This window comes from Alloalcanivorax sp. C16-2 (assembly GCF_046507615.1).
Lineage (GTDB): Bacteria > Pseudomonadota > Gammaproteobacteria > Pseudomonadales > Alcanivoracaceae > Alloalcanivorax > Alloalcanivorax marinus_A.
In genome coordinates, this window is the sequence record NZ_JBKFTL010000001.1 from 1305854 (window position 1) to 1320281 (window position 14428).

Below are 14428 nucleotides of genomic sequence, written 5' to 3' on the forward strand. Positions count from 1 at the left end.
TTCAATAGCCGACGGTGAAGCGCTGGCGCGCATGGCGGGGCGTTTCCAGCTCGTCCACCAGGGCGATGGCGAAGTCCTCGAAGGAAATGCTGGAGCCGCCGTCGTGGGTGAGCAGGCTGTCCTTGCCGAGCCGGAACCGGCCAGTGCGCTCGCCGGGAACGAACTCCGCCGACGGGGACAGGAAGGTCCAGTCCAGATCGTCGACACCTCGCAGGTAATCCAGGAACTCGCCGCCGGCGGCGGCTTCGGCGCGGTAGGCCTCGGGGAAATCCGGCTGGTCGATGAGTTTCTGGCCTGGCGCCACTTCCAGGCTGCCGGCGCCGCCCACCACCAGGTAGCGTTTCACGCCGGCGTCGCGGACGGCGCCGACCAGGGTTTCCACGTTGCTGACGGAAAAGTGTACCGAGCTGATGACCGCGTCGTGGCCTTTGAGCAGGGCGGCCAGGGACGCGCGGTCGTTAGCGTCGCCCGGGGTCGGCGTGACGCCGGGCAAAGTGGCGATGCGACCGGTGTCCCGGGCGATGGCGGTGACTTTATGCCCGCGGTCGGACAGTTCCTTGAGAATTCGTGAACCGGCGTTGCCGGAGGCGCCGATGAGTGCGACCTGTGCCATGGTGTGCTCCTGATGATGGATGGGCGGATTGCCAAAGGTCTAAAAACTGGACCATGGGAGGAATCTATGGGAGTTTTGGGTTCTCAACAAGAAGTCACCGCCGCCTGACCCGGTCACACGAACCTGACCCGGGCTGGCCCGTCGCAGGAAAACACCATGACCGACAGCCCGAAGAAATCCGCCTCAAGCCTGTGTGAGCGACAGGCGCTGGCGCAGCCATGCCCGATCCGCGACGTGCTTGATCGCATCGGCGATCAGTGGAGCCTGTTGGTTCTGGATGCGCTGGCGCCGGGCCGTCGCCGCTTCAACGAAATGCTGCGCGAGATCGGCGATGTGTCCCGGCAGATGCTGTCGCGCACCCTGAAGCAGTTGGAGCAGGACGGTTTCATCACCCGCACCGCTTACCCGGAAGTGCCGCCCCGGGTGGAATACGCGCTTACCGATCTGGGCCGCTCGTTCCAGGCGCCCATGGGGGCGCTGGTGGCCTGGGCGGATGAGCATCACCGCGCCATCGTCGAGGCGCGCCAGCGCTACCTGGCCGGCGCCGGGGGCTGAGGGCGCGCGTCCGGCTCAGAACCGGTCCGCCCGATAGGGCGTCATATCCACGTTGGTGTTCTCGCCGTCCATCATCTGGCTGATCAATTTGCCGGTCACGGGGCCCAGGGTGAAGCCCTGGTGGCCGTGGCCGAAGGCCAGCCACAGGCCGGGCAGGCCGGGGGCGGGGCCGATGATCGGTTTCATGTCCGGTGTGCAGGGACGGGCGCCCAGCCAGGGCCGAGGGTCCCGGCGTTCACCCAGTGGGAACAGGCGGCGGGCGACGGCTTCGGCGGCGTCCAGTTGCCGGTAGTGGGGCGTGGCGTCCTGGCGCGCCAATTCGGCGCCGGTGGTCAGGCGGATGCCGGCGCGCATGGGGGCGAGCAGATAGCCGGTTTCCGCATCCATGATCCAATGGTGCAGACGGGCGCCGTCTTGCGCGTCGTAGTGCATGTGGTAGCCGCGTTTGACGAACAGCGGCACCTGCAAGCCCTGCTGTCGCAGCCATTCGCCGGACCAGGGCCCCAGGGCCAGCACCACCTGGTCGGCGTGTAACGCCAGGCCGTCGACCACCGCCCGCCATTGCTCGCCGTCGCGGGACAGTGTTTCCAGGGCGCCCCGCACGAAACGGCCGCCTTGCCGTTGAAAGTGCTCGGCATAGGCGGCCACCAAAGCGCCCGGGTCGGTGGCGGTCCACGGCTGGGTGTAGTGCACGGCGCCGATCAGGGCGGAGTCCAGATCCGGCTCCAGCTCGGCGACGGCGGCCCGGTCCAGCACCCGGTGAGTGACGCCGTACTCGGTGGCGTCCTGTTTCGCTTCAAGCACCTGCTCACGCCAGGCCTGCTCGGTGCGAAACACCTTCAGGTAGCCATCCCGCCGGATCAGGTCGCCGGCGCCGGCGGCGTCGATCATCCCGGCGTGGGCGTCCAGGGCCCGGCTTATCAGGGCGGCGTATTCCGGGACGATGCGGGCATAGCGCCCGGGCGCCGAATTGCGCCAGTACTGAAACAGGGGCAGGGCGGCGCGGGCCATGCCGGTGGGCCGGTAGCGGATGTCGATTTCCCGGTTGGGCAGCACCCGCAGCAAGGTGCCCGCGTCCCGTGGAAAGCGGTAGGGCCGCACCGCCTCGCGCTGGATGATGCCAGCGTTGCCAAAGGAGGTTTCCCGGCCCGGTGCGTTGCGATCCACCAGGGTCACCCGGTGGCCGCGCCGGCGCAGATGCCAGGCCACGCTCACGCCGACCATGCCGGCGCCGAGCACGACAATATGGCGGGGCGGTTGTGGTTCGGGCCGGGGCTGGGCCATGGGGGCGGCCTCCTGAAAAACGCGTTGGTGTCGGCCCCCATCCTCCCACAGGAGGCGGGCTTTCGATATCGTCGTTGGAGAACGGGGCCGCCTTGTCAGTGTTTCCGGCGGCGGCCACAATGACGTCGGCAACGGGAGCGCGGAATTCCATGGTGATACACAACAAAAGCCGGTTACCCGGCGTGGCGCTGACGCCGCTGGACCCTCTGGACGCTGCCCTCGAGGCGCTTCATTTCGGCTTTCGGGGCCTGACCGTGGAAGCGGACCGTTACCTCGCCACCCTGGGCCTGTCCCGGGTGCACCACCGTATTCTTTATGTCATCGCCCGTGCCGAAAGCATCACCGTGGGCGAGTTGGCGGCGCTGCTGGGGATCAGCAAGCAGGCGTTGCACCGGCCGCTGACATTCCTGACGGAAAACGATTACGTGACCATGCGCCGCGACGCGGACAACCATCGTTTCAAACAGCTGGCCCTGACCCCGGCCGGTCGCCAGGTGGAGCAGGCGGCGAGTCAGCATGAGCGGGACGCGGTGGCCGCCGCGTTCGCCCGGGTGCCCGCCAAGAGCCGGGACGACTGGTACCGCATCATGGGGTCGTTGGCTTCGAAGCTGGAGTGATCAGCGCTCGTCCATGACCATCAGCGTCGCCGTGCCCTTGGCGTACAGGGTGCCGGCTTCGTCGCGGATCTCAGTATCGCAGATCGCCAGCCGCCGGGTGCGGTCCACCAGCCGGCCTTCCGCCTGATAGGTTTGGTTCTGGCGCAGCGGGCGCAGGTATTTCACGTTCAGATCCACGGTGGCGTAAGGCGTGTCGCCGGCCAGCGTGGAATAGAGCGCCAGCGCCGCGGCACCGTCCAGGCAAGTGGCGGCGAAGCCGCCGTGGACCGCGCCCAGCGGGTTGAGGTGGCGGTCGTCCGGAGTCACGTCCAGCACCACGTGGCCTTCGCTGGCACGGGCCATCCGCATGCCCATGGTCGCACCGATGGAGGAGCCGTTGGAGCGGGTTTTCGCCAGCTGTTCGAGTATGTCCAGACCGGTGGCGTCGGGGGGGATCGTCATCGTCGTTGTCCTTGAGTGGAGGGCCGGTGAGTGGAAATCCTGGCATGCTCCGTTTTCTAAAGTCAATAATGTTGATGTGAGGGCGTAATGGATCGTGTCGCTGGCGCCGCTGTTTTTCTCCTTGATGGGCACGGTGGGCTGGCTGTTGAATGAATACATCGCCGTCACAAGGACGGAATCCGCCAACCGCGCCGCGAGAACGGACTGGAGAATCGGTAGGTTCATATGGACAACGCACTGCAAAAACGGCTGGAAAAAGCGCTTAACAAGCGCTCGCCCGGCGAGTTTCATTTCCCCGAGGTGTACGGCGCCGGCTGGGATGACCTCTACATCGGCGACAAGGTGAAGCTGGGCAACACCTTCCTGCGTCTGGTGCGCCTGGGGCGTTTCCCGGGCATTGAGGACACCGGCAAGAAGAAAGGCGGCGGCCGGCTTTACCGCAAGCTTGGACACTAGTGGTACGGGAAGTGTTTTCCGATGACAAAGACCGGGCCTATTCGTGGCAAGGGGGCCTTGGTATTGCCGCTTTTTTAAACTGATATTTTTTATTCATTTATGGAATAAGCCAGGTGAATGAGGTCCATTCGGAAATTGAATTCGACGGTCCACATTTCTCTTCACTATAAAGTCAAAGACCCCAAAGCGAGTGAGGCGAAATGAGAATGATGAATACAAAGCCCGAGACCAATAATTCGAAAAAAAGCGACAAGCTCAGACCTTATGGTGGCTATTTCACCAACGTCGTTCCCGAGCATGACCCGGAGTTGACCGAGACCGGACCGGGCACGCCAATGGGTGAATACATGCGCACCTTCTGGCATCCGGTCTGCATGTCCATGGAGCTCACCGACACCCCCCGCTTCATCAAAATTCTTGGCGAGGAGCTGGTGGTGTTCAGGGACAAATCCGGTCGTGTTGGCGTGTTGCATGCGCATTGCGTGCATCGTGGTGCCTCCCTTGAATACGGTTCCATCCAGGAAAAAGGCATAAAATGCTGCTATCACGGTATGGTCTTTGATGTTGATGGAACCTGCCTGCATGTGCCCTATCCTTCGGGTGAAGAGAAAGAAGCCGAAAAATTCGCGTGCTCCATCCAGCAAGGGGCCTACAAGGCGTTTGAGCGCCATGGTCTGGTATTCGCCTACATGGGGCATCCCGATAAGGAGCCGCCGTTTCCAGAATGGGAAGAGAACTTCACCGTCATGGAGGGTGATGAGCTGGTCCCATACAGTAACTTCCAGCACTGTAACTGGCTGCAGGTGCAAGATAACGCCGCCGATAACTACCACCCCACCGCGTTGCACGCGAAGAGGAACGTGGTGAATGGCCATTATCAGGGAACCACCTTCGACGAAGTGGGGGCCGCTTCCATGGAAGTCGGGCCCGACATGCAGTTCATTCCGGTTCAGGGGGGCAGAAGCCTGGCGTGCGCCGGCGCCCGGCGCGTCGATGGCGAAAAGCTGTTCATCCGGGTGCAGCACCAGGTTTTGCCCAACCTGAGTTTGCACGCCTACACCTCGGAGGACGGATCAAAGCGAAAACACTTCAGTCGCTTCCACATCGTTCGCTGGACGGTGCCGGTCGACGACGAAAACAGCAAGATGATCGGCTGGCGGGTCATGGGGCCCGGGATCGACACGCGAGGTGTCGGTGACAAAAGCCTGGTCGGTTACGAGACCATCGATTTCCTCGAAGGCCAAGTGGCGATGCGACGAAATGAGCGCTTCGGCGACTACGCCCTGGAAGATCTACCCCCCATCCCGGCCAACCATAGGGAGCGTGATTGCTACAAAGCCGCGCAATACGCACCAGGAGACTATGAGGCGATCATCAGCCAGCGGCCCATTGCCGTGCACCAGTTGGAAAACCCCACCAAGTTCGACGCCGGTCTCTATCTGTTTCGAAAATTGCTGCGTGACGCGGTGCGAGGGAAAAATCCAGCCGCCACCGCGGAGGGCTTCAAGACCTGGCTGGAAGAATACGGTGGTAATCCGCACAGCTATTGCAGCGGTAATGTGCTCGAAGTGCCGGAGGCCGACGAGCCGGAAGAGGAGGTGGCTCGGCGCCGGCACGTAGCCAAAACCGTGGTCGGTATCATCACCGACAGCGATGGCTATCAGGGCGATGAGCGCGCTGAATACGTGAGGCGCAGAATGGATGAACTGGAGACCCACTACAAATAGTCCCCGCGCACAAGACCGCCGTCGCCTTTGGGCAGCGGCGGTCTCCCTGTTCTGAACGGCATGAAATGATGAAGAATGATAATGTTGCCGAGATGAAAGTCTTCAAGTCGGTGGTCGACCTTGGTGGCTTCACCGCATGCGCCAACCATCTCGGCGTCAGCCAGTCCTACGTAAGTAAAACAGTCAGTGGGTTGGAGGCGCGACTCGGAATCAAGCTGATACACCGGAACACAAGAAATCAAAAGGTCACCGAAGAGGGCGTCGAGTATCTTGAAAAAATCGGCGAGATACTGGGCAAGCTGGAAGAGGTCGAGATCTGGGCATACCGGCGCAGCCAGAAAGAATCTCCGACCGGTGAGATCAGGCTGACCGCGCCTCTTGCATTCGGCATAGATCCGGTCAGCCGCTTCCTGCCTGAGTTCCTTAAATCACACCCTTCCATATCGCTGAACCTATCCCTGACGGATTATCACGAGAACCTGCTGGATGGCACCGCCGATATGGCCATCAGGATGGGCCCCCTGGCGGACTCCAGTCTGGTTGCCAAGCGGTTGTGTAAGTTGAACAGGCTAATCGTCGCTTCACCGGAGTACCTGGACGGAAACCCGGCAATCGAGCTGCCCGACGACTTGTTGCACCATGAATGCCTATTGTGGAGCGGCGACAAGTCCAGTCTCAATAAGTGGCGATTCATGGTTGATGGTATGCCAATGACGGTGACTGTGAGCGGCAGGGTCAGAAGCACAAACGGGGTGGCGTTGATCAAGATGTGCCAGGAGGGAATGGGGGTCATGAGAATGGCGGAGCATGTCGCCGTTCCACTGATAAAAAAGGGAAAGTTAAGGGCGGTTCTGGAGACGTACAACGATTGTCACGACGACTACATCTATATCGTTTTTCCGGGCGAGAAAGAGCTCAACCCCCGGTTCAGAAGCTTTGTCGAATTCATGGTGGATAAACTCCGCTACCCGGATTGGCAACTTTAGCGATGTGCGGGAATAAGTGTTATTCGAGCGCGCCTGTTGTTCGCGAGATGGACGAAAATTAAATTGAAGTCTTCGAACATTGGGAGTCAGAAATGAATAGCCTGAATTTACCTAAAGGGAAGATTTCCATCTATCAACCGGAACAGGAGGGGCTTATTTTTCCGGAAATTCCGGAGTTCAAGAATTACGAAGAGGAGCGGGATTACCGGAAGCGCCACTTGGTTGCTGCCTGTCGGGCGTTCGCCGATCACGGCTTTGATTATGGCTTCGCCGGGCATCTGACGGTTCGTGATCCGGAATGTCCGGATCTTTATTGGACCAATCCGATGGCGGTGCATTTTTCCAGCGTGAAGATGTCTAATCTGATTCTGGTGGATCATGATGGAACGGTGGTGGAGGGCAATAATGCCTTGAACCGCGCCGGGTTCGTTCTGCACGCCGCGGTTCATCATGAACATCCGGATATCATTGCGATGTGCCATGCGCACACGCTCTATGGCACCGCTTGGGCAGCCACCGGCAAGAGCTTGCCGCCGATTACACAAGACGCGGCGGCCTTTTTTGGTAATCATGCCGTGATCAGGGAAGAAGGTGGAAAGGTGGCGGTGGAGGTTTCCGCCGGCAAGAAGGTGGCGGATGCTTTTGAAGGCGTCCGTGCCGCGATCCATCAGAACCACGGGATCATCACCGCGAGCCGCCACAGTATCGATGACGCGGCCTTCTGGTTCATCGCTCTTGAGCGCTGCTGTCAGCAGCAGCTGATGATCGAATCTTCCGGTATTGAGCCCATCCTCGTTCCGGAGGACAAAGCGAAATACAGCCGGGAACACGTCGGTAGCGATTATATCGGCTGGCTGCATTTTCAGCCCCTCTATGACCATTTGGCGCGCACCCAGCCCGATATGTTCTCTTAATTATGGTTGCAAAAGCAGGTCCGGCGCGCTATCCCGCCGGGCCTGTTTTATTTTATAGGAAAATATAGACAAAAATTAATCCTGCTTCATCGTTTGTGGGTGTTCAAGTTTATCCTCGCGGAAGGCTGTGAGACTATTGCTGGATTAGTTTGTTGCCGGGGTTTCTCATGTCTTTGAATTTTCATCAGTTGCGATGTTTTCATGCCGTCGCATTGCAGGGAAGTTTCACGTCCGCCGCTAAATCATTGTTCATAGGTCAGCCCAGTATAACCACCCACATAAAATCCCTTGAACAAAAATATGGAGTCGAGCTTTTTTATAGGTATGGCCACAAAGTTTGTCTCACGGCCACTGGGAAGCGCCTGCTGAAACTGACCACGCAGTTATTCGAACTTGAAAAATCCTCGGAACAGCTTTTAAAGGCCGCGGGTGGTTTGCTGGAGGGGGAGATCCGGATATCCGCGTTCGATCCGGTGCAGATCGCGACGCTTGCCTCTCGGTTTCACTCTCAGTACCCGAACATTTCTTTGAAAGTATCCTTCGGCAATGCGGAGCACCTGGTGGACAGCCTGGTGTCACTCAACGCGGATGTTTCCTTTCTACCAAAATTGGGTGATCGGCGTTTCCATTCAATCAGTTATCGCCGTGTCGGCATCGTGCTTCTCTCCGACAAGACATTCACGCGCGGCTCCCGTGGCAGGGTATCGATCCACGATCTGGAAGGTCTCGACATGATCGTGCGCGAGAAAGGTTCGATGCAGCAGAAGATACTCGATGAGATCCTTGAGGCTTCCGAGGTGTCGGTAAAAAGAGTCCTGGAAATCGACAGTCAGGATGCTGTCCGTGAAGCGATATCCACGGGTCTGGGCGTCGGCATCGCATTGGACAGCGCGGATTATATCGATCAAAGGTTAAAGAAAAACGCGATCACCGATTCCCATGGCGAGGAACTTTATCTGGATATGGAAGTGGCCTGTCTAAGGGAGCGCAGGGGGGCGCCCATCATCAGGGAGTTTTTTGACTTCGTTGCCAGGGGTGCGTAGCTGGCGTGCCGCACTGAAAAGGAATAACTGTTATTCCCCGTGCGCCGTTTTTCCGGTGGCATTGCTCTTCTATTATTGATTCAGGCTTTATTGAAAATCAGGCCGCTATAAAAAAACAAATTTGATGCGGAGGTGCGCCAGATGACTTCATTGGTTTCGATGTCGGCTTTCTTTCCTTTGATTTTTGCCGGCATCTTGATCGTGGTATTTAAAATGTCGGCGAAGCGTGCCATGCCTTTGGTTCTACTCTCCGCTGTTTTGATTGCTCTGTTTGTGTGGCACGTGCCGGTGAGCAGGGTGGTGGCGTCCTGCATTCAGGGTGTGATCCTTACCGTGGCGATCGTCTGGGTTATTTTCGGTGCCATCCTGCTGCTGAAAACACTGAAATTTTCCGGCGGGATACACGCCATACGAACGGGGTTTTGCAGCATTACCCCGGATCGGCGCGTACAGGTGGTCATAGTAGCCTGGCTTTTCGGCAGTTTCATAGAGGGGGCGTCCGGATTCGGCACGCCGGCGGCCGTGGTGGCGCCGTTGTTGGTGGCCATCGGATTTCCGGCGTTGGCCGCCCTGATCGCCGGATTGATGATTCAGTCGACGCCGGTATCTTTCGGGGCGGTCGGATTACCCATCGTGCTGGGCGTCGGTGGTGGCGTTAATCAACAGGCGATAGCGGCGGAATTGGCGTCAAAAGGCAGCAGCTGGGATGTTTATTTCAGTGAGATCGTGTCGACGGTAGCAGTCACGCACGCGATCATTGGCTTGCTGATGCCGACTCTGATGGTGTTGATCGTCGTCCGCTTCTTCGGCGAGGAAAAATCCTGGCGGCCGGCTTTGCCGGCGATCCCATTCGCGCTGTTCGCCGCAGCCTGCTTTTCCGTTCCGTACTGTCTTGTGGGTATTTTCTTTGGTCCTGAATTTCCCTCGATACTGGGCGCGATGATTGGCTTGATGATCGTGGTGCCCGCGGCCAGGAAAGGTTTTCTTATGCCAAAGGACAGTTGGGATTTCGCGCCGCCTTCTTCCTGGCCTCGGCATTGGCTCGGGACCATTGAGGTGAAGGATCAGGCCGATGTGCACAAGGACGGCATTTCGGTGTTCAAAGGGTGGCTGCCTTACGTCGTGCTGGCGGCCCTTCTCGTACTGTCCCGGGTGTCTGCCGACGTCAAGGGCATGCTTCAGTCCGTCGATATATCCTGGGATGCCATTCTGGGGCACTCCGATATATCGGCCAGCTTTCAGCCGCTTTATGTTCCGGGTGGCATTCTCGTTTTTGTCGCGCTGATCACCATTTTTATGCACAGGATGGATCGTAAAAGTGCCGCCATGGCGTTTTCAGAATCGGCGCGCGTGCTGGTCAGTGCAGCTTTTGTTCTTTTGTTTACCGTGCCCATGGTGAGGATATTGATCAACTCGGGAGTAAATGACGCCGGGTTCGATTCCATGCCCATTGCAATGGCACATGTGGCCTCATCGGGGTTGGGCGATTTCTACCCGCTTTTCGCACCGACGATTGGGGCGTTGGGAGCATTCATTGCCGGGTCGAATACGGTATCCAATCTTATGTTATCCGAGTTTCAGTTCAACGTCGCTCATGGGTTGGGACTATCGACTGTTTTGATGATTTCTCTCCAGGCGGTGGGAGCCGCCGCCGGCAACATGATTGCCATCCACAATGTGGTGGCGGCCTCCGCCACCGTCGGAATGCTTGGCAATGAAGGCATAACGTTGAGAAAGACCGCGCTCCCCACTCTTTACTATCTTTCGGCGACGGGACTTTTCGGCATGTTGGCAATTTACGTTTTTGGTTTCAACGACTCGTTGATGTGGCCTTTTTAATCAAAGCACGTTTTGGCGCCGGTGGTTGCTCGCCTTGCGGAGAGACGAGCATGCCGAGCGTGAATGGACGATGGGAGTTAAAGAATGAGCAGTGATGACGCCCGGGAATCCGGCGACCTCGAAGTGATGGTTTCGAAAATCATCGATGAAGCGTTTGGTGTCAAATCGTTTGAGCTGGTGGACAGGTTCGGCAAGACGCTTCCCTCTTTTTCCGCCGGCTCACATGTCGACGTAAAAATACCCGGCGGCTATGTCAGACAGTATTCGTTGTCGAATGACCCAAAGGAGACGAACCGCTATGTGATCGGCGTACTGTGCGAGAACATGGGGCGAGGGGGCTCACGGGCGCTCCATGAGCGTATCCGTGTCGGCGATACACTTCTGATCGGTCGCCCGAGAAATAATTTCTCTCTTTGCATGGACGCGAAAAGGCACGTGCTTATCGCCGGTGGTATCGGCGTCACGCCCCTGAAGTCGATGGTCCATACGCTGCTGAATCATGGCGCTGATTTTGAATTGCACTATTGCGCCAAAACCCCGGATCACGCCGCGTTCAAGGTGCCGTTCGGAGCCCTGGAGCGCGATGGACGTGTTTTTATGCATTATGATCATGGCGATCCTTCCCGTGGTTTGGACATTCCCTCTCTGTTGGCCAGATCTCGGCCGGGCGATCACCTGTACTACTGTGGCCCGGGCGGATTCATGGCGGCGTGTGCCGCGGCCTCGGACCATTGGCCAACAGGCACGGTTCATTGCGAACATTTCAAAGCTCCGGACGTAAAGTTCGACAATGTAGTTTCCGAAGAGCCCTGTGGCTTCAAGATAAAGATCGCCAGCACCGGAGAAGTGCTGGCCGTCGGTGAGGAGCAGAGTATCGCCGATGTTCTGGCCGCGAACGGGTACGGTATTGAGACTTCGTGTGAGGCGGGCCTTTGTGCGACCTGCAAACTACGTTATCTCGAAGGCAAGATCGATCATCGTGACTTTATTCTGGATGATGAAGAACGGGGGGAATATCTGACGGCGTGCGTCTCCAGGGGCGTATCGGAGATGGTGGTAATCGACCTGTAAGGCCGACTTACAGCGCTCTTTACGACCGTCCGACGAGCAACCGAAAGCGTAGTAATCCCTGACGCTGTCTTGGCATTCCGGGGCTTGTTAGAAGGCTTTTCGAAGGCGTGTTGATAACGGCGGAGCTTAGGTTTCGGGTAACGTTATTCTATCGGCACATGGCCGGAAAAAACGTCCATCGTTGGCAAGCTGGTGCGGAGGAGAGGTGAAATGAGAAACGCGGCAATTTGGCTGGTGGCGGCTCTGGTCGCCGGTTGCTCCGGCAAGGGCGAACCCTGCGCCTAAAAAATCGAGACGGCCCTTCCAACGGCGAGTTGCTGGCGGGGCTGGAAAGCGCCGGCCCGGACCAGCCTCACCCGGAGGAGCGTGAGGCGGTACTGGCCGACGAGGGCGGCGACTGGGCGTTGCCGGGCTTTCTGTAAGAGCCTTCTTGCAGGCGCCCGTCGAGCGGCTAGAAATCCAGGCCGTAGCCCAGGCTGATGACGCGGCCACGGCCCTTGAAGTACTGATTGTTCTGGGACGAGGCGGTCTGCGAGAAGTAGGTGAAATAGTCCTCGTTGAACAGGTTCTCGATGCCGGCGCTCAGCTCGCCCTTTGGCAGCCGGTACAGCAAGGACAGGTCCACCAGGTTGTAGCCCTCGAAATGCTGGTCCGGATTGTCGAACGACCGGCTGAAATAACGGGTGCCCTGCAGCCGGGTGCGCAGGCGCTCACTCCAGCTCGCCTGCCAGTGCAGGGAAAGCTGGTCCGGCGCCACATTGCGGCCGTCCAGCTTGCTGTCCACCTTGCCGTCCTGGTCGCTGTCGTACTCGCCGCGCACCCGGGCGTAGCTGGCGCCCAGGGTGTGTTGGTCCAGCACCCGCCACTCGGCGCTGGCTTCCCAGCCGTCGATCTCGGTTTTCTCCCGGCGTACCTCGGCGATGCCGTTGACGTTCTCCAGCCGTGAGCCCAGGTCCGAATCGGATTGGTAGTAGCTTAGCTCCACGCTGACCCGGTCGCGGTGGAAGCGCACGCCAATCTCGCGGTTGTCGGTGACCACCGGACGCAGATCCAGATAGTCGTCCAGGTTCTGGTTCGGCACGCTGATTTCACGGATCACCCGGCCCACGTCCGGCATGCCGAACCCTTCGGCATAGCTGCCGAACAGTTGCCAGCTGTCGGTCAGCTGATAGGTGAGGCCGGCGTTGAGCAGGGTTTCGTCGAAGCTGGGGGAGCCGCCGTTGACGTCGGTGCCGCCGCCGTAGGACGCCAGGGTGGTGTAGTCATCCACGTCCAGGCGCGCGTATTCGTAGCGCACGCCGGTTTGCAGGTTGAGCCGTTCGTTCACCCGCCACTGGGCCTGCAGGAACGGGGCGATGTTCTGGAAGCGGGTCTCCGGCACCCACTCCCGGTCGGTGAGAACCATCATCTGCCGGGTTTCATCCTGCAGCAGATCGACGCCGGTGGTTATACCCAGCAGGCCGTCGAGAAGGCCGGCCCGGTTGAGGGTGAATTTGGCGCCGACTTTGTCCGCTTCATTCTGCGATTGATCGAACAGGTTGCCGGTGGGGTCGATGGCCGGGTCCTGGAAGGTGGCGAACACGCCGCCGCCATAGCGGGCCCGGAAACGCTGGGTATAAAGCTGCGCGCGCACGTCGTTGCCGCCCAGGTCGCGGTGTTGATAGACCAGGCTGGTGGTCAGCACCTCGTTGCGCGGCGCCTTGCCTTCCGGGCGCCCGCGCCGGGAGGTGGTGGGCACACCGGTGGCGCGGTCGCCGTCCACCGTCTCGTAGTCGTAGTCCCCTTCCAGAAAGAAGCGGTTCACGGTGAATTGCAGGTTCTGGTTGTCGTCGAACCAGTAACCGATCTTGGCCATCAGATCTTGGCCCTGGGAATCCATGATGTCGCCCTGGCTGCGGTCCACCCCCACCGGTCGGTCATGGGCGTCATAGAACAGGCCGTGGGACTGATAGGACACGCCGGCCAGGTATTCCCAGTTGCCGCTGTTGCCTTGCAGGCGATAGTCGGTTTTGTAGCTCAGGCTGTCGGACGGGAACTTCGGGTCGGCGCTGAGGCGCACGCCGGCGTGTTGGTGCACGCCGTCGCCCTGGGGATGCCGGGTGACGAAGTTAATGATGCCGCCGGTGGCGCCCAGTCCGTGCTCGGCGCTGGCGCCGTGGATCACCTCGATACGGTCGAGCATGGAGAAATCGATGGTGTAGCCCTCCCGGCTGCTGTCGCGCAGCGGGTTGGACTGGGGCACGCCGTCGATCAGGATCAGTGGTTTGCGGCCGCGAAAGGTCTCGCCGTAATTGGTGAGCTTCTGACGGCTGGGCCCGTAGGAGGGAATCAGGCTGCTGAGCACCGACGACTGGTCGGTGGTCATGGCCAACTGCTCCTCGATCTGCTCGCGCTCGATCACGGTGATTTTTTGCGGTGTGCGGCCCAGCTCACTGGGGGCCCGGGTGGTGCTGACGGTCACCGGTGCCAGGGTGCCTGACACCGGCGCGGCGGGGGCGGTGATCAGGTAGCCGCCGTTGGCGCTGCGCGCCACCCGCAAGCCGCTGCCCGCCAGTACCCGCCGCAGGGCCTCGTCGGTGGTGTGGATGCCGTCGACGCCGTCGCTGTGCAGACCTTCCAGTCGAACCGGATCGAACGTCAGGGTGATGCCGGCGACCCGCGCCAGTTGGTTGAGCGCGGTGGCCAAGGGGCCGGGAGCGATCTGGAACGGGTGGCGGGCGTCGTTCACCTCCTGGTCGTGGTAGGGGCGGGCCTGGGCGGCGCCGGCCAGGGGCAGGCTCGCCAGGAGCAGGCAAAGCAGGGCCCGGCGGGGGGTGGAAAGAGTGTGGAACATGGTTTCCTCGACATTGCTCTTCAATGGACGTTTATCCAGTAGTCGAGTG

General features: G+C 59.7%; 14 protein-coding genes. 10 read left to right on the forward strand and 4 right to left on the reverse strand.

Features of this window, described 5'->3' with window-relative positions:
• Position 1 precedes the first annotated feature (1 nt).
• A complete protein-coding gene (locus tag ACLD02_RS06220) occupies positions 2-613 on the reverse strand; it encodes an NAD(P)-dependent oxidoreductase (protein ID WP_203104871.1) in 612 nt (203 codons plus the stop codon).
• Between the two features lie 156 nt (positions 614-769).
• On the opposite strand from ACLD02_RS06220, the gene ACLD02_RS06225 reads away from it, so the two are divergent.
• Positions 770-1168 carry a winged helix-turn-helix transcriptional regulator gene (locus tag ACLD02_RS06225; RefSeq protein ID WP_203104870.1) on the forward strand — a complete coding sequence of 133 codons (399 nt, stop codon included), beginning with the start codon at positions 770-772 and terminating at the stop codon, positions 1166-1168.
• Positions 1169-1183: 15 nt separating this feature from the next.
• On the opposite strand, the gene ACLD02_RS06230 is transcribed toward ACLD02_RS06225, so the two are convergent.
• A complete protein-coding gene (locus tag ACLD02_RS06230) occupies positions 1184-2452 on the reverse strand; it encodes an NAD(P)/FAD-dependent oxidoreductase (protein ID WP_410298208.1) in 1269 nt (422 codons plus the stop codon).
• Positions 2453-2601: 149 nt separating this feature from the next.
• On the opposite strand from ACLD02_RS06230, the gene ACLD02_RS06235 reads away from it, so the two are divergent.
• Entirely contained in the window at positions 2602-3069 is a 468-nt protein-coding gene (locus tag ACLD02_RS06235) for a MarR family winged helix-turn-helix transcriptional regulator (protein WP_203104868.1), read from the forward strand.
• Here the strand turns inward: ACLD02_RS06235 and ACLD02_RS06240 are convergent, their stop codons facing one another.
• Entirely contained in the window at positions 3070-3510 is a 441-nt protein-coding gene (locus ACLD02_RS06240) for a PaaI family thioesterase (protein WP_410298209.1), read from the reverse strand.
• 225 nt (positions 3511-3735) lie between these two features.
• Here ACLD02_RS06240 and ACLD02_RS06245 point away from each other — a divergent pair, with 225 nt between their 5' ends.
• From ACLD02_RS06245 to ACLD02_RS06280, 8 genes are all read left to right on the forward strand, one after another.
• Entirely contained in the window at positions 3736-3966 is a 231-nt protein-coding gene (locus ACLD02_RS06245) for a DUF1413 domain-containing protein (RefSeq protein ID WP_410298210.1), read from the forward strand.
• Positions 3967-4172: 206 nt separating this feature from the next.
• Positions 4173-5693, forward strand: a complete 1521-nt coding sequence (locus ACLD02_RS06250) for a Rieske 2Fe-2S domain-containing protein (protein ID WP_410298211.1) — start codon at positions 4173-4175, stop codon at positions 5691-5693.
• Positions 5694-5758: 65 nt separating this feature from the next.
• Positions 5759-6679: a LysR family transcriptional regulator gene (locus ACLD02_RS06255; RefSeq protein ID WP_410298212.1), complete on the forward strand. Its 921-nt coding sequence runs from the start codon at positions 5759-5761 to the stop codon at positions 6677-6679.
• A 92-nt stretch (positions 6680-6771) separates the two neighbouring features.
• Positions 6772-7593 (forward strand): class II aldolase/adducin family protein, encoded by an 822-nt coding sequence (locus tag ACLD02_RS06260; RefSeq protein ID WP_410298213.1) that lies wholly within the window; start codon positions 6772-6774, stop codon positions 7591-7593.
• 167 nt (positions 7594-7760) lie between these two features.
• On the forward strand, positions 7761-8636 hold the full coding sequence (locus ACLD02_RS06265) for a LysR substrate-binding domain-containing protein (RefSeq protein WP_410298214.1): 876 nt from the start codon (positions 7761-7763) through the stop codon (positions 8634-8636).
• A gap of 141 nt (positions 8637-8777) precedes the next feature.
• On the forward strand, positions 8778-10475 hold the full coding sequence (locus ACLD02_RS06270; RefSeq protein ID WP_410298215.1) for an L-lactate permease: 1698 nt from the start codon (positions 8778-8780) through the stop codon (positions 10473-10475).
• 84 nt (positions 10476-10559) lie between these two features.
• Entirely contained in the window at positions 10560-11546 is a 987-nt protein-coding gene (locus ACLD02_RS06275) for a PDR/VanB family oxidoreductase (protein ID WP_410298216.1), read from the forward strand.
• A 254-nt stretch (positions 11547-11800) separates the two neighbouring features.
• Positions 11801-11968: a hypothetical protein gene (locus tag ACLD02_RS06280; RefSeq protein WP_410298217.1), complete on the forward strand. Its 168-nt coding sequence runs from the start codon at positions 11801-11803 to the stop codon at positions 11966-11968.
• A 29-nt stretch (positions 11969-11997) separates the two neighbouring features.
• On the opposite strand, the gene ACLD02_RS06285 is transcribed toward ACLD02_RS06280, so the two are convergent.
• Positions 11998-14403: a TonB-dependent receptor domain-containing protein gene (locus ACLD02_RS06285; protein WP_410298218.1), complete on the reverse strand. Its 2406-nt coding sequence runs from the start codon at positions 14401-14403 to the stop codon at positions 11998-12000.
• Between the last annotated feature and the right edge of the window lie 25 nt (positions 14404-14428).